We start from the raw sequence: 16,029 nt of genomic DNA, 5'->3' as shown, positions 1-16,029 counted from the left end.
ATGCCCCAGAACACGTCCACATCCATGTCCGGCCCCTCCTCGATGAGCCGCCGGCTGTTCCTCACCACGACGGGCGCCCTGTCGCTCGGCGCCGCGCTCACCGCCTGCGGCGGGAACGACTCCGGCGGTTCCGCCGGCTCCGGCAACCCGGTCGCGCAGGCCGACATCGACAAGGCGATGAAGACGCCGACCGAGCTGACCTTCTGGACCTGGGTCCCTGACATCGACAAGGAGGTCGCGCTCTTCGAGAAGCGGTACCCGGCCATCAAGGTCGAGGTGGTCAACGCCGGCCAGGGCACCCCCCAGTACACCAAGCTGCGGACGGCACTGAAGGCCGGCAGCGGCGCCCCGGACATGGTGCAGATCGAGTACCAGGCCATTCCGACGTTCACCATCACCGACAGCCTCCTGGACCTGCGGCCGTACGGCGCCGCCGCGCTCAAGTCCACCTTCGTGGACTGGACCTGGAGTCAGGTCAGCGGCGGCGACGGCGAGATATGGGCGATCCCCCAGGACACCGGGCCGATGGGCATGCTGTACCGGCAGGACATCTTCGACCGGCACGGTATCGAAGTGCCGGGGACCTGGGACGAGTTCGCCGCCGCGGCCCGCAAGCTGCACAAGGCCGATCCCGACTGGGAGCTCGTCCCGTAGGGGGTGTCAGGCGGCGAGGGCCGTGCGCAGGGTGGTGGCCATCAGTGCGATGGCCTCCTTCCCGGCCGGCACCGGGCCGACGTGGGTGAAGTAGTGGTCGACGCCCTCGAAGACGCGGTGTGTGACCGGGACCCCCGCGGCCTGAAGGGCCTTGGCGTAGGCGTCGCCCTCGTCGCGCAGGCGGTCGTTCTCCGCGGTGATGACCAGGGCGGGCGGCAGCCCGGCGAGGTCGTCGGCGAGCCCGGGCGAGACGAGCGGATCGGCGCGCCCGGCCGGGTCCGCGACGTAGACGCCGGTGAAGATCCGCATGAGGGAAGGGGTGAGCAGCGGCTTGGCGATGCGGGAGAGCTTGGCGGCGGGGTCGGTGACCATGTCGAGGGGGGCGGAGTCGAGGATCTGGAGGCGCGGTGAGAAGGTGCCGCGGTCCCGGGCCGTACGGCACACCGCGGCCGTCAGGTTGGCGCCCGCGCTGTGTCCGCCGACGGCGAGCCGGGAGCCGTCCCAGCCGCCCGCGTCGCCGTTCCCGGCGATCCACGCGGTGACGTCGTAGGCCTGGGTGACGGCGGCGGGGAAGGGCCGCTGCGGGGCGACGGCGTAGTCCACGTTGACCACGACGCAGCCGGCCGTGGCGGCTATGTAGCGGCACAGGTGGTCGTCCTGCTCGGGGCGCCCGACGATGAACCCTCCGCCGTGGAAGTTGACGTAGACGGGGGCGGGCGTGCCTCCGGTGCCGGACGGGCGGTAGACGGTGCAGGTCACCGGCCCGGCGCCGGTCTCCACCTGGAGGGTCTCGGCGTGCCCCGGGACGTCGGTGAACCGTAGGTCCTTGTGCACGCGGGCCATCATGCCGCCGAGCAGCAGCTGGACGGCCCTGGCCTGGAATCTGGTGGTGAGGGGCATGGTCGGTCCCGTTCTCGCGACGCGGAATCAACAGGATTCCTGATAGTGGAGGTCATCCTGCACCGCGAGGGGCCGAGCGCGCCACTCCCTGCGTGCCATCTCACCCCGCCGGAATTCGAACCCGGGAACACGCGGGAACGACGGGACAGGATCACGCGCTCCCGCACACGTCATCGATCCGGTCAACTCCCGTACCAGCACGCTCAAAAGGTGGCAGGGGCCTTCCTGTTCCGAAGTTCCTCGGGCCAGTCCCGAAGCGCGTCACCCCGTCGGGGGACGGGCTCCGTACGTTCGAGGAACCAGCGGGGCCGGAGCAGCCCGGCCCGCGCAACCGGCAGGAGAAGCGCCGTGGCGAATCTGGAGATCTCTATGAAGGAGACGATGACCGCGGTGGAGGGGGCGGTGGGAGTCGCTGTCGTGGACTACACGAGCGGCATGGCACTCGGCACGCTCGGCGGAAGCAAGGAACTCGATCTGAACGTGGCCGCGGCCGGCAACACCGATGTGATCCGCGCCAAGGTCCGCACTATGGAACACCTGGGCCTGAAGGGTGAGATCGAGGACATCCTGATCACGCTCGCGAGCCAGTACCACCTCATCCGGCTGCTCAAGGGCCGCGGTGGGAGCGGGCTGTTCATCTATCTCGTCCTGGACCGCGGCCGGTCCAACCTGGCCATGGCCCGCCACCAGCTCAAGCGGATCGAGGCCGAGCTCGAGGTGTAGACGAGCAAACGGCTCGCGGCTTCGCACACCCTGGAATTGAAGATTTCTTCATCTCGACACATCCAGATCAGCGCATCACACGGGTGTGCGGAGTCCGCAGCCACCAGGATCGTGACGCAGCACGTGGCGCGCGGCGGCGCACGGGCGGCCGGGCGGGCCGCCGCGCCGTCGCGCATCACGCACCCGTACGCGGCAGGGAGCGAGCGAGAGACCATGCAGGTTCCCCTCTACCAGGCCAAGGCCGAGTTCTTCCGCATGCTCGGGCACCCGGTCCGCATCAGGGTCCTCGAACTGCTCCAGGGCGGCCCCGTCGCCGTGCGGGACCTGCTCACCGAGATCGAGATCGAACCGTCCAGCCTGTCCCAGCAACTGGCGGTGTTGCGCCGCGCCGGGATCGTGGTGTCGATCCGGGAGGGTTCGACGGTCAGCTACGCTCTCGCGGGCGGCGACGTGGCCGAGCTGCTGCGGGCCGCCCGCCGCATCCTCACCGAACTCCTCGCCGGACAGAACGAGTTGCTGGCGGAACTGCGCCAGGCCGATCTGCCGCTGCCGGTACCGCAGGGCGGCACCGGCCGGACGTGACGGGTACGGGGACGGGAAGGGGGACGGGAACGAGAACTGGGATAGGGGCAGAGGCAGAGGCAGAGGCAGAGGCAGAGGCAGAGGCAGAGGCAGAGGCAGAGGCAGAGGCAGAGGCAGAGGCAGAAGGAACGACCGGACCGGTTTCAGGTTTCCTTCAGGTACCTCCTGAAGTTTGGGGCCCATGCACGGACACCGACCACGTACCCCCGCATCCGAACGCAGCCGTCGCTGGTTCATGAACAAGGCGCTGCTCGCCGGCGGTGTCGCCGCGATGGCGACCATGACCGGCTGCTCCTCCGGCTCCTCCGACACCGCGGGCGCCGCCTCGTCCTACGGCGGCCCGGGCGGGATGCCCTCCGGGGGACCCGGCGGCGGCGCGGGCGGAATGGGCCCCGGAGCGAGCGAGGTCAAGTACGCGGACTTCGTCGGCGTCACCACCGACGGCAAGGTCGCGGACGACCTGTACTCGGTCCACGCTACGGACGTCTCCACCGACAAGGTCGTCAAGGCCGCCCAGGCGTTCCTGGACGGACTGACCACCAAGGAGCGCAAGGCCTCCGTCTTCGAAGTGGACGACGACGAGTGGCTCGCCTGGAGCAACGTCGACGGCTATCAGCGTGAGGGCGCCCGGATGGGCGACCTGACCGACAAGCAGCGCGACCTCGGTTACGCGCTGCTCGGGGTCGCGCTGTCCGCCGAGGGGCTCACCCAGACCCGCAACATCATGAAGCTCAACGCGTTCCTGGGCGACTACAGCGGTGGCAACCGGGACACGCTCACCGAGGGCGCCTACTTCTTCACCTTCATGGGCACCCCGTCGACCAGCGAGCCGTGGGGCTTCCAGTACGAGGGCCACCACGTGGCCATCAACTACTTCGTGCTCGGCGACCAGGTGGTCATGACGCCCACCTTCATGGGTTCCGAGCCGACCTCGGCCACCTACGACGGCGAGAAGATCACCCTCTTCAAGAAGGAGACGACGGCCGGCCTCACCCTGCTGCGGTCCCTCACGGACGCCCAGCGGAAGAAGGCCATCTCCTCGGAGACCAAGGCCGGGGACAACCTGAAGGCGGGCGCCGGCCAGGACAACCTCAAGCTCGCCTACCAGGGCCTCGTCGCCTCCGGGTTCACCGCCGCGCAGAAGAGCAGTCTGCTGGACCTGGTGCGCGTCTACGTCGGCAACATGGACGACGGGCACGCCGAGGTGAAGATGAAGGAGGTGGAGGAGCACCTCGACGACACGTACTTCTACTGGATCGGCGAGACCAAGGACTCCTCGGCCTTCTACTACCGCGTGCACAGCCCGGTCGTCCTCATCGAGTACGACGCCCAGTCGCCGCTCGCCTACGGCAACAAGGACAGCAACGGTGGCGGCGGCATGGGCGGACCGGGCGGAACCCCGACCCAGCAGCACATCCACACCATCATCCGCACCCCCAACGGCGGCGACTACGGCGTGGACCTGCTCAAGCTGCACCTGGAGAACGACCACTAGGGTCCGGCCGACGTCGCGGTCCGAACAGCAGTTCGGGAATCGAACGAAACACACCGAAACGCCACGGTTCGCCACCCCTTCCGCCATGTAGAAATATCTACCAGCATGCATACGCCCGCCCGGCATGCGGCCGGGGGCGGACGTCACACGGAGCCGACATGAGCGATGCGATGTGGACGCGCGGCGTGGAGTGGCTCGCCGCCGCCGCGACGGACCCGCGGCTGTGCAAGCGGGAATGGGACCAGGGCGACGGGATCGCCCTGCTGGAGGCGGGCCGTTACTGGGACGTCCTCAGCGTGCCGGACCGGCTGGGCCTGCTCACCCTTGACCTGCTGTGGCAGACGTCCCGCCCCGTCCCGGGACCCACACTCGTGGACACCGCGGCGCACCGGGTCGGATTCTTCCTCCCGCCGGACCCCGGCACCCGGTGGATCGGCGCGGGGCTGAGACACGCGGGCCGGGGCTCCTGGGTGGCGGTCCCCCCGCCCTACCGGGCCGCACGGTTCCTGGAGTGGCTGGTCCCGCCGGACGGGACCGGCATGCTGCACGCGCCCGTCACGCTGGAGCTGGCCCTGCGCCAGGCCAACGGCACGCTGGCCGTGCTGACCCCGATGGGCGGCCGGTAGCCGGGTGATGTCCCTGTGGCCGGCCGGCTCGGCGGACCCGCCGAGGTGGCCGAGCTGATCGTCTTCCTGCTGTCGGACCGGGCCTCGTTCGTGGCCGGCAGCTACCACCTCGTCGACGGCGGCTACACGGCCGTCTAACTCGCTGACCGCGTACGGCAATTCAGACAGTCGACGCAGAAGTGAACAGATACCGGGCTCTTTGGGAGGCAAGTCTCGCTCAACCGTGCGGGATCGATCGATGACGGTGTGTACTGTGCTGCGAGTGCCCGGTCCGAGCCCATCGGACCCACCCCCGCCCTGAGCACCGACACGACGCCCGACCCTCCCTGGAACCGAATCGATGATCGAACTACCGGACCTGGTGGCCGGCGGCCTGGCCGCCGGCACACTGTCCGCGCTCGCCCTCGGCGGCGGACTGCTGCGCCTACGGCGGCAACAGGCCCGGCAGCGGGCCGAGATCGCCGCGTTGCGCACCCAACTCGACGGGTCCCTGAGGGCGTTCACGGCCGAGGTCGAGCATCTGGCCGGCCGGCGGGTGCCCGCGGCCGCCCGCCAGGTGGCCCATCCGCACGTGCCCGAACCGGGCCCGCTCCAGCCGCTGACCACCGGCACCCCACTGGGCATCGCCCTGGAGAACGTGGTGCTGGCGCTCCAGTCCGAGGTGGCCGCCCAGCGCACCCGGGTCGACGCGGCCGCGCAGGCCGGGATGCGGGGCGCCACCCGGGAGATCCAGGCGGCCCTGTACCGGCTCCAGGACGCGCTGCGCGGACTCCAGCAACGCTACGACGACCCGGAGTTGGCGCAGACCCTGTTCCGGCTCGACCACGAGAACGAGCAGTCGCTGCGCCGCGCGCAGGTCACCGCCGTGGTGTGCGGGGCGTGGGTGGGGCTGGCGCGCGAGGAGTCGCACCTGGTGGACGCGGTGACCGGTGGTCAGGCCCGGCTCGCGGGCTACCACCGGGTCCAGGTCCACAACCACCTCGAGACCGGTACGGCCCTGGTCTCGCACGCCGTCGAGCCGGTGGCCATCATCGTCGCCGAGCTGCTCGACAACGCGCTCAGGCACTCCGCCCCGGACACCGACGTCGTGGTGAGCCTGGAGCACGTCCACCACGGCGTGTGCGTCACCATCGACGACGCCGGTCTCGGCATGACGCGGGACGAACGCGACCGCGCCCAGCGGCTGGTGGCCGGCGACGACCTCATCCTGCTGACCGACCTGGGCGATCCGCCGCGCATGGGGCTGGCCGCCATCGGCCGTCTCACCCGGCAGTTCGACCTGGGCGTCGATGTCTCCTCGGCCTCCCCGTACGGCGGCGTGCGCGCGGTGCTGCGGGTCGACAGCCATCTCCTCAGCCGTCTCGACCCGGCCGACCGGCCGCCTGCCGCGAGCGCGCCGCGCACGACGCGGAAGGCCGCGGCCGACCGGCCCGCGCCCTCCCATGCGTACGGCACGGAGACCGGCGCCCCCGAGCCGGCGCCGGGGCACCACGAACCGACGGACGCCGACGGCCTGCCGCAGCGCCGTCGCCGCACCAGGGCCGCCGCACCCGAGGAGAGCCCTGCGCACAGACCCGCGCAAGGAGCCGCGCGGAGACCGGAGGAGGCAGCGGCCGCGCTCGGCGCGCTCCAGTCCGGCACGGCGGCGGCCCGCGCGGCCGCCGAGAACGCCGGAGCCGGCCCCGGGAGCACCCCGGCCGACCGGACCGGCGAGACCGACCACACGGACCACACCGACCACACCGACCACACCGACCACACCGACATCGAGGGGGAAGCGGCGAGATGACCAGCCGTAATACGGGCGACACGGCATGGGTGCTGGAACCGATCCTGCAGGTGCCGCACGTGCTGGCCGCCGTCATGCTGACCCGGGACGGACTGGTGACGGGATACACCGACGCCCTGTCGCAGCCGTCGGCCGAGCGGGTGGCCGCCATCACCAGCACCGTGCAGGGGGCCTGCCGGACGGCGGCGGCCGCGTTCGCCGACCGGGAGCGGGCCGAAGTACGCCAGATCGTCATCGAGTCCGACCACGGCTATGTGCTGATCGTGCCGACCGACCACGGCACCTGCGTGGCCGCGTACGGCGACGGCGAAACGCGGCTGGACCTGCTGGCACACCGGGTCCACTCCCAGGTGGCGCGACTGGGCGAGAAGGCCATGGCGGCCGCGCCCCGAGGAGCCGACGACAACGCGCCGGCATGACCCGCCGCCCGGCCGGCCGGCCGCTCGTCCCCGCGTACCTGTCGACCGGCGGAGTCGCCCGGCCCAGCCGGCCCCACCTGGAGCGGTTGTCGGTGCTCGCCCGCACCGAGGAGCCGCTGCCGGTCGGCCTGCCGGCCGCCGAACTGGCCCTGCTGGACACCCTGGAGGGCGGCTCGCTCGCGGTGGTGGAGGCGGCCGCGCTGCTCAGGCTGCCGGTCTCCGCGGTACGGGTGCTGGCGGCCGGCCTGGTCGACCGGGACCTCGTTCTCGCCCGCGCGCCGATCCCGCCCGCCGAACGGTTCGACCCCGACCTGCTGAAGAGAGTGGCCGATGGCCTCCGCGCCCTCAAACACCACCCCTAGCGCCGGCGCGCCCGGTGCCGTCCACCGCCCCGACACCGCCCGCGAACTGGTGAAGATCCTGGTCGCGGGGCCGTTCGGGGTGGGCAAGACGACCCTGATCGACTCGGTGTCCGAGATCCGCCCGCTGCACACCGAGGAACACCTCTCCGAGGCGTCCGCCGACGTGGACGACCTGGCCGGGGTGCGCGAGAAGTCGACGACGACCGTGGCCATCGACTTCGGCCGGATCAGCCTGCCCGGTGACGTCGTGCTGTACCTGTTCGGCACGCCCGGTCAGGAGCGCTTCCGCGCGCTGTGGGACGACATCGCCTACGGAGCGCTGGGCGCGCTCGTCCTCGTCGACAGCCGCCGCCTCGACGCGTCCTTCGACGTGCTGGGCCTGGTGGAGGAGAGCGGGCTGCCGTACGCGGTGGCCTTCAACGCGTTTCCCGACGCGCCCCGCCACTACGGTCCCGAGCGGCTGCGCCAGGCGCTGGACCTGGAGCCCGGGACACCGATGGTGACCTGCGACGCGCGGGACCCCGACTCCTCGATCGACGCGCTCCTGGCGCTCGTCGACCATCTGATCGGACATGACCCCGTGGAGGCCCGGTGACCATCCATCCCCCCGACCGGCGCGACTTCGCGCGCTCCGCGCCGGTGCGGCTGTGGGACGAGAGCTTCGCCGCCGACCCGCACCGCCACTACCAGGCGCTGCGCAACCAAGGACCGGTCGGCTGGGGCGAGTTGGCGCCCGGAGTGCCGGCGTACGTGGTCACCGACCGGCGCGCCGCACTGGACGTGCTGCACGACGAGGAGACGTTCTCGCACGACCCGCGCGCGTGGGAGTCGACCGTTCCCGACGACTCTCCGGTGCTCGGCATGATGCGCTGGCGGCCCAACGCCCTGTTCGCCGACGGGGCCGCGCACGTCCGCTACCGCACCACCCTCATCGACGTCTTCGACCTGGTGGAACCGCACGACCTGCGAGGGCGGGTGCACCGGGCGGTGCGGCTGCTGGTGGGCCGGATCGGGCCGAGGGGCGAGGCCGACCTGGTAGGCGACTTCGCCGAGCCGCTGATGGCGCTGGTGTTCAACGACCTGTTCGGTCTGCCGGAGAGCCAGGGCGACCGGCTGCACTCGGGCTTGGGCAAGATGATGGAGGGCGGTGACCGGGCGACCGTGGGCGAGGCGGAGTACGCGCAGTACGTACTGGACCTCATCGCCGCCAAGACCCAACGGCGCGGCGACGACCTGCCGAGCCGGCTCCTCGACCACCCGGCCGGGCTGACCCGGGAGGAGGTCACCTGGCAGGTGTTCCTCACCCTCGGCGCCGGCTACGGGCCGACCGCGAACCTGTTGTCCAACACGCTGTCGAGGATCCTCGGCAACCCTCTCTACTACTCCACCCTCACCGACGGCGCCCGCCCCGTCATGGACGCGGTGGTCGAGGTGCTGCACCACGAGACGCCGCTCGCGAACTACGGCATCTACTACGTCCGCCGGCCCGTGGCCTTCCACGGGGTGTGGCTGCGCGAGGCGGTGCCGGTCGTGGTGTCGTACGGGGCGCTCGGGATCCTCGCCGAGCGGGAGGTCACCGAGGGCCGGCATCCGAACGACGCCTCACACCTGTCGTGGGGAGCGGGAGCGCATGCCTGTCCGGTGAAGCAGCACACGCTGCTGCTGGTCACCGAGGCGATCGAGCGGCTCACCCAGTGGCTGCCCGACCTCGATCCCGTCGTGCCCCGCGACCGGCTGTCCTGGCGGCCCGGTCCGTTCCACCGCGCGCTGACCGCGCTGCCCGTCCGCTTCAGCCCCCGCTCCCCCGCTTCCGAACCCTCAGGAGTCCGTTCGTGACCGTGACCGACCGCATCGTCCTCGACCCGTTCGGCACCGATGTGCACGCCGAGAGCGCCCGGCTGCGCGCCCTCGGCCCGATCGTGCCCGTGGAGCTGCCCGGCGGCATTCCGGCCTGGGCGCCCACCGGGTACGACACCCTGAAGGCGCTGATCCTGGACCCGCGGGTCAGCAAGGACCCGCGGCGGCACTGGCGGCAGTGGGCGGAACTCGGCGAGCACCCGTCCTGGGGCTGGATCCTGGGCTGGGTCGGCGTGATCAACATGCTCTCCACGTACGGCACCGACCACGCGCGGCTGCGCAAACTGGTGGCGCCGAGCTTCACCAGCCGGCGCACCGAGGCGCTGCGCACCCGGGTGGAGGCGATCACCGAGGAGCTGCTGGACACGCTGGGGAAGGGCGAGGACGCGGTCGACCTCAAGGCCACGTTCGCGCATCCGCTGCCGATGCAGATCGTCTGTGAACTGTTCGGGGTGCCGGACGGCCTGCGGGAGGCCACGGTCCGGCTGGTCGCGGCCATCATGGACACCACCGACCCGACGCCGGAGCACGCCGCGTACGTCCAGGAGCAGATCGGCACGGTGCTGGGCGGGCTGATCGCGTACAAGCGCGAGCACCCCGGCGACGACATGACGACCGAGCTGATCCGCGTGCGCGACGAGGAGGGCGACCGGCTCAGCGACGAGGAGCTGCTGTACACGCTGCTGCTGGTCATCGGCGCCGGTTTCGAGACGACCGTCAACCTCATCGGGAACGCGGTGGTGGCGCTGCTGCGGCGGCCCGAGCAGCTGGCGGCCGTCCGCCGGGGCGAGATCGGCTGGGACGCGGTCGTCGACGAGACGCTGCGGCTGCACCCGCCGATCGCCACGCTGCCGCTGCGGTTCGCCGTCGACGACCTCACGGTGGGTGGGGTGACGATCCCGGCCGGGGACGCCATCATCACGACGTACGCGGCGGCGAACGTGGACCCGGCGCACTACGGGGCGGACGCGGACGTGTTCGACGCGGCACGCGCCGCGGACGACCAGCTGGCCTTCGGGATCGGTGTGCACCGGTGCATCGGGGCTCCGCTGGCCCGGATGGAGGCGCTGACGGCGCTGCCCGCGCTGTTCGACCGGTTCCCCGCGCTGCGGCTGGACACCGGGGCCGCGGAGCTGCGGCAGGTGCCCTCGTTCATCGCGAGCGGCTGGCGGGAGATCCCGGTCCGCCTGCGGGACTGAAGCGCGGGAGTGCGACCGGTCCCCCGTTCCGGTCGTACCCCCGCCGCTCCTCGAAGCTACGTGCCCGGCGAGCGGGTGGGAATCGTGTCGATGCCCGCTCCGGTCGCCGCAGGGCTCACCTGTGCACAGGTGAGTCCGGATGGCCCCGATTCCGTCCGGTGGGCGGACTCGTACAGGTCGGGTTGGTCCAGGTCGCCCGCCGCCACATGGGCCAGGACGACCTCGTACAGGTCGCTGCCGGCCGCGAGGAGCTGGCGTTCGAGGACGGGTTCGGCGCTGCGGACGTGTTCGCGGACGGTCTGCGCGTGCACACCGAGCAGCTGGGCGGCGCGTTCGGCGTTGCCGCCGGCGGCGATCCAGGCGCGCAGCGTGCCGCGCAGGTCCCGGCCGTCGGAGTCGAGACGGGCCAGCAGTTCCCGCGCCCAGCCGCGCAGGGCGGGGCCGCCGAGCAGCTCGCCGAGCCGGGCCGGGGCCGCCGCGCTCTCCGTCAGGTGCCCGGCGATGGCGACCTGGGTGTGCAGCGCGAGGTGGACCGCGGCCCGGACGGTGAGGTCGGAGAAGTCGGCGCGCAGCAGGTTCTCCACGCGTTCCATGCGGGCGCGGACGGTGTTGCGGCTGACGCCGAGCACCTTCGCCGCGTTGACGGCGGTGAACTCCAGGCCGAGCCGGGTGGTGGCGAGGAGTTCGGCGCGGGTGTGGTGCGGGAGGGTGTCGAGAGGGCGCAGCAGCCGGGTCGTCCAGGTGCGCAGGATCTCGGGGTCCATCAGGCGTTCGGGGTGGGTGCGTTCGGCGTAGACGGCCGTCTTGTCGGGGCGGAAGCGGGCGACGGCGAGGGCGCTGACGGCCTGTCCGTAGGCGGTGGCGGTGCGGGCGAGGCTCTGGAGGGCGCTGCCGCCGAGGAACGTGCCGGCGTGCCGGTCGCACAGGGCGCGCAGCGCACCGCCCGCGGTGTCGTCCGGGACGACGACGATGACGTGGCCGTCCATGGCGGGGCAGCGCACGACGAGGGCCTCGTCGTGGGTCGCCGCCACGCAGGCCGCCGCGAGACGGTCGCGTTCCTCGGGCCTGGTCTCGACCACGTAGACGCAGGCGGTGTCGGTGTCGAGCAGGCCGGGCCACAGGCCGGCGGCGACGCGGCGGGCGGCGACGGTGTCCTCGACCATGAGCAGCTGGAGGATGGCCAGGCGCAGGTCGGCGGTGGCGCGGGCCAGCCGGTGTCCGGTCGCGGCGGTCTCCTGCGCGCGCAGCAGGAGTTCGAGGACGCCCACGGTGTGCGTGACGATGGCGGAGGCGCGCCGGTCGAAGGGGCTCGTCCGGGTCACGGCGAGCACGCCCGGCGAGGCGGGGCGCGGGAGTTCGACCCTGATCAGGCGCACGAACCTGCCCTCGCCCTCCCAGGCGGCGGAGGCGAGCCGGCCGCCGATGACGGCGGCGACCAGGCTGTCGTCGAGCGGGGTGAGCGGTCCGGCGAGCGAGGCGCCGGTGTCGTCGCGCAGGGAGACGGTCGCGTCGAGCGTGTCCGCCAGCCAGTCGAGGACTCTGCGGAGGTCGCCGCCGGTGGGGCGCAGATGTCCGAGGAGTTCCTGCGCCCACGCCGAGTCTGCGTGGTCCGCCGCGTCGGTGGGGCGGTTCCCGTCGTCCCGGCCGGCCATGTCGGCGCTCTCCTCGTCCCTCACGGCCGCTGCGGGCCGAACCAGTCATATCGGTCGGGGACGTTACCTCACGCGGGGGCGGAACGTCCGCCCTCGGGACCGGGGTGCGAGGTCAGCCGGCCGCCGCGGACTTCCTGATGCCGACTGCGGCCAGGACGGCTCCCGCGACGCACAGCGGGCCGGTGACCACGGAGGCGGCGTGCAGGCCGTTCATAGGCCTGCCCGCTGCCCTCGCCGACGGCCGCCCGCAGCTGCGCGGGCGTGGCGTCCGAGACGGGCGCCACGCCCATCGCGACGGCGTCCGTGGCCTGCTTCAGGCTGTCGGCCGCGGGGCGGGCACACCGGCGTCGGTGAGTTCGCCACCGAGGGTGGAGCCGGCCCCGGCGCTGATCACGGAGACCAGGACGGAGCTCCCGAGGGCGCCGCCGAGCAGGTCAGCGGCTCCATGGCAGTCGACCGGCAGGCAGTCTGACGCGGCCGTCCCGCGCGCCGGGTGCCAGGAAGACGCGCAGCCGCCGGGAGTCCGGGGCGAAGCGGCCGGCCTGTTCGAGCCCCGCCTCGACGGCGGAGACGACCTCGTCGAACGACCCAGCTCGACCAGCTCGCCCGGCACTGGATGCGCCACGGCTGGGAGACCGACCCCGCGACGGCACTGGGACCGCTCGCCGACAGCTGGGAGTTCCTCCCGGGCGAGCCGCACAGCGGTCCTGCGGAGTCGCCGCCCCCTGCCACGGCATAAGCTCGGCCAATGGCGAAGTACTACGACGTGCACCCCGACAACCCTCAGCCGCGCACCATCTCCCAGGTCGCGGCCGCCATCCGGGCGGACGCGCTGATCGCGTACCCGACGGATTCCTGCTACGCGCTGGGCTGCCGGCTGGGCAGCAAGAACGGCATCGACCGGATCCGGGCCATCCGCGAGCTGGACGACAAGCACCACTTCACCCTCGTGTGCCAGGACTTCGCGCAACTCGGCCAGTTCGTACGAGTGGACAAGGACGTGTTCCGCGCGATCAAGGCGTCGACGCCGGGCAGCTACACCTTCATCCTCCCGGCGACCAAGGAGGTGCCGCGCATGCTCCAGCACCCGAAGAAGAAGACGGTGGGCGTGCGCATCCCGGACCATGTGGTCACCCAGGCCCTGCTCGCCGAACTCGGTGAACCGCTGCTGTCCAGCACCCTGCTGCTGCCCGGCGAGGACGAGCCGATGACCCAGGGCTGGGAGATCAAGGACCAGCTCGACCACGTGGTGGACGGCGTGCTGGACTCCGGGGACTGCGGCACCGAGCCGACCACGGTCATCGACTTCTCCGACGGCGAGGCGGCGGTCGTGCGGCACGGGGCGGGTGACACCTCCCGGTTCGAGTAGCGCGCTCCGCGCCCCGACGCCCGCGGCACGGGGGCGTCCCGGAGGGCGGGTGGATGGTGCATGCAACGATGGTCGCCGCCCGGTCCCACCGGGCCGGTCGATCGCTCGCTCGCTCGCCGTAGTGCACCGCGCAGAGAGGCACCCCCCATGACCTCCGTACAGGGAACAGCCGTGGACATCCCCACCGAGGACGGCGTCGCCGACGCCTATCTCGCGCATCCCGGCGACGGGGCGCCCCGGCCGGGTGTGCTGCTCTACCAGGACGCCTTCGGGCTGCGCCCGCACCTGCGGGCGATGGCCGACCGGCTCGCCGAGGCCGGCTACACGGTGCTGGTCCCGAACGTGTTCTACCGGCACGGGCGCGCACCCGTCGTGGAGCTGCCCGAGTTCATCGACCCCGGCGCGCGCCCGGAGATCTTCGCGGCCCTGGGCCCGCTCATCCAGTCCCTCACCTCCGAGTCGGCCGTGCGGGACGCGGGCGCCTATCTGCGGTGGCTGGAGGAGAGCCCGCTCGTCACGGACGGCCCGGTGGCGCTGACCGGGTACTGCATGGGCGCCCGGCTCGTCCTGTGGACCGCCGGCGGGTATCCGGACCGGGTCGCGGCGGCGGCCGGCTTCCACGGCGGGCGGCTCGCGACCGACGCGCCGGACAGTCCCCACCTGGCGGCCGAGCACATCACGGCCGAGCTGTACTTCGGCCACGCCGACAACGACCACTCCCTGCCGCCCGAGCAGATCGCGCGCTTCGAGGACGCCCTCACGGCAGCGGGCGTCCGTCACACCTGCGAGGTCTACGCCGGCGCCGAGCACGGTTACACGCAGGCCGACACCGCCGCGTACGACGAGAAGGGCTCCGAGCGGCACTGGGCCGCGCTGCTGGAGCTGCTGAAGCGGACCTTCTGAGCGACGGGACCGCACACCCGGACAGCGTGCGGAGACCGGGCGCCGGGACCGAGCACCGGGACGCCCCCGGCACGAGCCGTGCCGAGGGCGTCCTTTCCATTCCGTCTCCGCCTCTGATTCTGTCTCCGCTCTGTTTCTGTCTCCGCCTCTGTTTCTGTCTCCGCTTCCGTCCACATTGTTGACATGGGCACAACCTCGATGCGACTTTGAGAGCGCTCTCAACATGGTACGGACCAACCCCACAGGCCTACCCGCACGGAGGTGGAGAGTGCTCTCAAGGATCACGCTCGCACTCAGAATCGCCGGAGCCGCCGCTCTCGTCGGCGCGCTGCTCTCCCTCGGCCCCCCGGCCCAGGCGGCCGTCCCCGACACCATCCCGCTGAAGATCACCAACAACTCGGGGCGCGGCGAAGCCCTGTACGTCTACAACCTCGGCACCCAGCTGACGACGGGCCGGCAGGGCTGGGCGGACGCGAACGGCACCTTCCACGCCTGGCCCGCCGGCGGCAACCCGCCCACGCCCGCGCCCGACGCCTCGATCGCGGGCCCGGCCGCCGGACGGTCCGCCACCATCCGGATCCCCAAGTTCTCCGGCCGGGTCTACTTCTCCTACGGACAGAAGCTCGACTTCCGGCTGACCACCGGCGGGCTGGTGCAGCCGGCCGTGCAGAACCCCACCGACCCGAACCGGAACATCCTGTTCAACTGGTCGGAGTACACGCTGAACGACTCCGGGCTGTGGCTGAACAGCACTCAGGTCGACATGTTCTCCGCGCCGTACGCGGTCGGCGTGCAGCGCGCCGACGGAACCACCATCAGCGCCGGGCACCTCAAGGCGGGTGGCTACACCGGCTTCTTCAACGCACTGCGCGGGCAGCCCGGCGGCTGGGCCAACCTCGTCCAGACCCGGTCCGACGGCACCGTGCTGCGGGCTCTGGCCCCGCTGTACGGGGTGGAGACGGGCGCCCTCCCGGCGAACGTCATGGACGACTACGTCAACCGCGTCTGGCAGAAGTACGCGACGACCACGCTGACCGTCACCCCGTTCGCCGACCGGCCGGGCACCAAGTACTACGGCCGGGTCTCAGGCGGGGTCATGAACTTCACCAACTCCTCCGGCGCGGTCGTGACCAGCTTCCAGAAGCCGGACGCGGCCAGCATCTTCGGCTGCCACAGACTGCTGGACGCGCCGAACGACGCGGTGCGCGGACCGATCTCCCGCACCCTGTGCGCGGGCTTCAACCGCTCCACGCTCCTGGTCAACCCCAACCAGCCGGACACCACGACGGCGAACTTCTACCAGGACACGGTGACCAACCACTACGCCCGCAAGATTCACGCGCAGATGGCGGACGGCAAGGCGTACGCGTTCGCCTTCGACGACGTCGGCCGGCAGGAGTCCCTCGTCCACGACGGCTCGCCGCTCCAGGCGTACCTGACGCTCGACCCGCTGAACTGAACCGAACGCACACGACGACGTCCCGCACGCGGAGGGAGCC

The 16,029-nt window shown here is 71.9% G+C and carries 14 protein-coding genes and 4 pseudogenes; 15 read left to right on the top strand and 3 right to left on the bottom strand.

Annotation, left to right across the window (positions count from 1 at the left end; translation table 11 throughout):
* Window positions 1-636 (top strand): annotated as a pseudogene (locus tag ACFWBD_RS28610) (ABC transporter substrate-binding protein); the annotation flags it as partial.
* Window positions 637-660: 24 nt separating this feature from the next.
* On the opposite strand, the gene ACFWBD_RS28605 reads toward ACFWBD_RS28610, so the two are convergent.
* On the bottom strand, window positions 661-1,554 hold the full coding sequence (locus tag ACFWBD_RS28605; RefSeq protein WP_385672706.1) for an alpha/beta hydrolase: 894 nt from the start codon (window positions 1,552-1,554) through the stop codon (window positions 661-663).
* 348 nt (window positions 1,555-1,902) lie between these two features.
* On the opposite strand from ACFWBD_RS28605, the gene ACFWBD_RS28600 reads away from it, so the two are divergent.
* From ACFWBD_RS28600 to ACFWBD_RS28550, 11 genes and pseudogenes are all read left to right on the top strand, one after another.
* The gene (locus ACFWBD_RS28600; RefSeq protein WP_385672703.1) at window positions 1,903-2,277 is read left to right on the top strand and encodes a hypothetical protein; all 375 of its coding nucleotides are present in this window, start codon (window positions 1,903-1,905) and stop codon (window positions 2,275-2,277) included.
* 213 nt (window positions 2,278-2,490) lie between these two features.
* Window positions 2,491-2,859: an ArsR/SmtB family transcription factor gene (locus ACFWBD_RS28595; protein WP_385672807.1), complete on the top strand. Its 369-nt coding sequence runs from the start codon at window positions 2,491-2,493 to the stop codon at window positions 2,857-2,859.
* 235 nt (window positions 2,860-3,094) lie between these two features.
* Complete coding sequence (locus ACFWBD_RS28590; RefSeq protein WP_385672698.1) at window positions 3,095-4,354, top strand: DUF3500 domain-containing protein; 1,260 nt, start codon at window positions 3,095-3,097, stop codon at window positions 4,352-4,354.
* A gap of 158 nt (window positions 4,355-4,512) precedes the next feature.
* Window positions 4,513-4,980: a hypothetical protein gene (locus tag ACFWBD_RS28585; protein ID WP_385672695.1), complete on the top strand. Its 468-nt coding sequence runs from the start codon at window positions 4,513-4,515 to the stop codon at window positions 4,978-4,980.
* Between the two features lie 18 nt (window positions 4,981-4,998).
* Window positions 4,999-5,118, top strand: a pseudogene (locus tag ACFWBD_RS28580) (SDR family oxidoreductase); the annotation flags it as partial.
* Window positions 5,119-5,320: 202 nt separating this feature from the next.
* Window positions 5,321-6,769, top strand: coding sequence for a sensor histidine kinase (locus ACFWBD_RS28575; RefSeq protein WP_385672692.1), 1,449 nt, complete (start codon window positions 5,321-5,323; stop codon window positions 6,767-6,769).
* Window positions 6,766-7,188 (top strand): roadblock/LC7 domain-containing protein, encoded by a 423-nt coding sequence (locus ACFWBD_RS28570; protein WP_028806383.1) that lies wholly within the window; start codon window positions 6,766-6,768, stop codon window positions 7,186-7,188. The genes ACFWBD_RS28575 and ACFWBD_RS28570 overlap by 4 nt, the downstream gene beginning before the upstream one ends.
* A complete protein-coding gene (locus ACFWBD_RS28565; protein ID WP_385672688.1) occupies window positions 7,185-7,550 on the top strand; it encodes a DUF742 domain-containing protein in 366 nt (121 codons plus the stop codon). The genes ACFWBD_RS28570 and ACFWBD_RS28565 overlap by 4 nt, the downstream gene beginning before the upstream one ends.
* Window positions 7,519-8,145: an ATP/GTP-binding protein gene (locus tag ACFWBD_RS28560; protein WP_385672685.1), complete on the top strand. Its 627-nt coding sequence runs from the start codon at window positions 7,519-7,521 to the stop codon at window positions 8,143-8,145. The genes ACFWBD_RS28565 and ACFWBD_RS28560 overlap by 32 nt, the downstream gene beginning before the upstream one ends.
* Entirely contained in the window at window positions 8,142-9,386 is a 1,245-nt protein-coding gene (locus tag ACFWBD_RS28555) for a cytochrome P450 (protein ID WP_385672682.1), read from the top strand. The genes ACFWBD_RS28560 and ACFWBD_RS28555 overlap by 4 nt, the downstream gene beginning before the upstream one ends.
* Window positions 9,383-10,606 carry a cytochrome P450 gene (locus ACFWBD_RS28550; protein ID WP_385672679.1) on the top strand — a complete coding sequence of 408 codons (1,224 nt, stop codon included), beginning with the start codon at window positions 9,383-9,385 and terminating at the stop codon, window positions 10,604-10,606. The genes ACFWBD_RS28555 and ACFWBD_RS28550 overlap by 4 nt, the downstream gene beginning before the upstream one ends.
* 115 nt (window positions 10,607-10,721) lie before the next feature.
* Here the strand turns inward: ACFWBD_RS28550 and ACFWBD_RS28545 are convergent.
* Window positions 10,722-12,258: pseudogene (locus ACFWBD_RS28545) on the bottom strand (helix-turn-helix domain-containing protein).
* Window positions 12,259-12,370: 112 nt separating this feature from the next.
* Window positions 12,371-12,688, bottom strand: a pseudogene (locus tag ACFWBD_RS28540) (MFS transporter); the annotation flags it as partial.
* A gap of 318 nt (window positions 12,689-13,006) precedes the next feature.
* On the opposite strand from ACFWBD_RS28540, the gene ACFWBD_RS28535 reads away from it, so the two are divergent.
* The 3 genes from ACFWBD_RS28535 to ACFWBD_RS28525 all read left to right on the top strand — a co-directional run bounded on the left by ACFWBD_RS28535 (window position 13,007) and on the right by ACFWBD_RS28525 (window position 15,989).
* Window positions 13,007-13,627 (top strand): L-threonylcarbamoyladenylate synthase, encoded by a 621-nt coding sequence (locus tag ACFWBD_RS28535; protein WP_385672676.1) that lies wholly within the window; start codon window positions 13,007-13,009, stop codon window positions 13,625-13,627.
* Between the two features lie 147 nt (window positions 13,628-13,774).
* Entirely contained in the window at window positions 13,775-14,530 is a 756-nt protein-coding gene (locus tag ACFWBD_RS28530; RefSeq protein WP_385672673.1) for a dienelactone hydrolase family protein, read from the top strand.
* A gap of 223 nt (window positions 14,531-14,753) precedes the next feature.
* The gene (locus ACFWBD_RS28525) at window positions 14,754-15,989 is read left to right on the top strand and encodes a glycoside hydrolase family 64 protein (protein ID WP_385672670.1); all 1,236 of its coding nucleotides are present in this window, start codon (window positions 14,754-14,756) and stop codon (window positions 15,987-15,989) included.
* The last annotated feature ends 40 nt before the right edge of the window (window positions 15,990-16,029 follow it).

The organism is Streptomyces sp. NPDC060002, from assembly GCF_042737245.1.
In the GTDB taxonomy this organism is placed as follows: domain Bacteria; phylum Actinomycetota; class Actinomycetes; order Streptomycetales; family Streptomycetaceae; genus Streptomyces.
The sequence above is the reverse complement of the archived record's forward strand: the minus strand, read 5'-3'. Positions and strand labels throughout refer to the sequence as shown.

Bases quoted from the DNA above. Each gene is read 5' to 3' on its own strand.
- ACFWBD_RS28605 (WP_385672706.1), bottom strand. From the start codon at position 1,554: ATGCCCCTCACCACCAGATTCCAGGCCAGGGCCGTCCAGCTGCTGCTC.
- ACFWBD_RS28595 (WP_385672807.1), top strand. From the start codon at position 2,491: ATGCAGGTTCCCCTCTACCAGGCCAAGGCCGAGTTCTTCCGCATGCTC.
- ACFWBD_RS28590 (WP_385672698.1), top strand. From the start codon at position 3,095: ATGAACAAGGCGCTGCTCGCCGGCGGTGTCGCCGCGATGGCGACCATG.
- ACFWBD_RS28585 (WP_385672695.1), top strand. From the start codon at position 4,513: ATGAGCGATGCGATGTGGACGCGCGGCGTGGAGTGGCTCGCCGCCGCC.
- ACFWBD_RS28575 (WP_385672692.1), top strand. From the start codon at position 5,321: ATGATCGAACTACCGGACCTGGTGGCCGGCGGCCTGGCCGCCGGCACA.
- ACFWBD_RS28570 (WP_028806383.1), top strand. From the start codon at position 6,766: ATGACCAGCCGTAATACGGGCGACACGGCATGGGTGCTGGAACCGATC.
- ACFWBD_RS28565 (WP_385672688.1), top strand. From the start codon at position 7,185: ATGACCCGCCGCCCGGCCGGCCGGCCGCTCGTCCCCGCGTACCTGTCG.
- ACFWBD_RS28560 (WP_385672685.1), top strand. From the start codon at position 7,519: ATGGCCTCCGCGCCCTCAAACACCACCCCTAGCGCCGGCGCGCCCGGT.
- ACFWBD_RS28535 (WP_385672676.1), top strand. From the start codon at position 13,007: ATGGCGAAGTACTACGACGTGCACCCCGACAACCCTCAGCCGCGCACC.
- ACFWBD_RS28530 (WP_385672673.1), top strand. From the start codon at position 13,775: ATGACCTCCGTACAGGGAACAGCCGTGGACATCCCCACCGAGGACGGC.
- ACFWBD_RS28525 (WP_385672670.1), top strand. From the start codon at position 14,754: ATGGTACGGACCAACCCCACAGGCCTACCCGCACGGAGGTGGAGAGTG.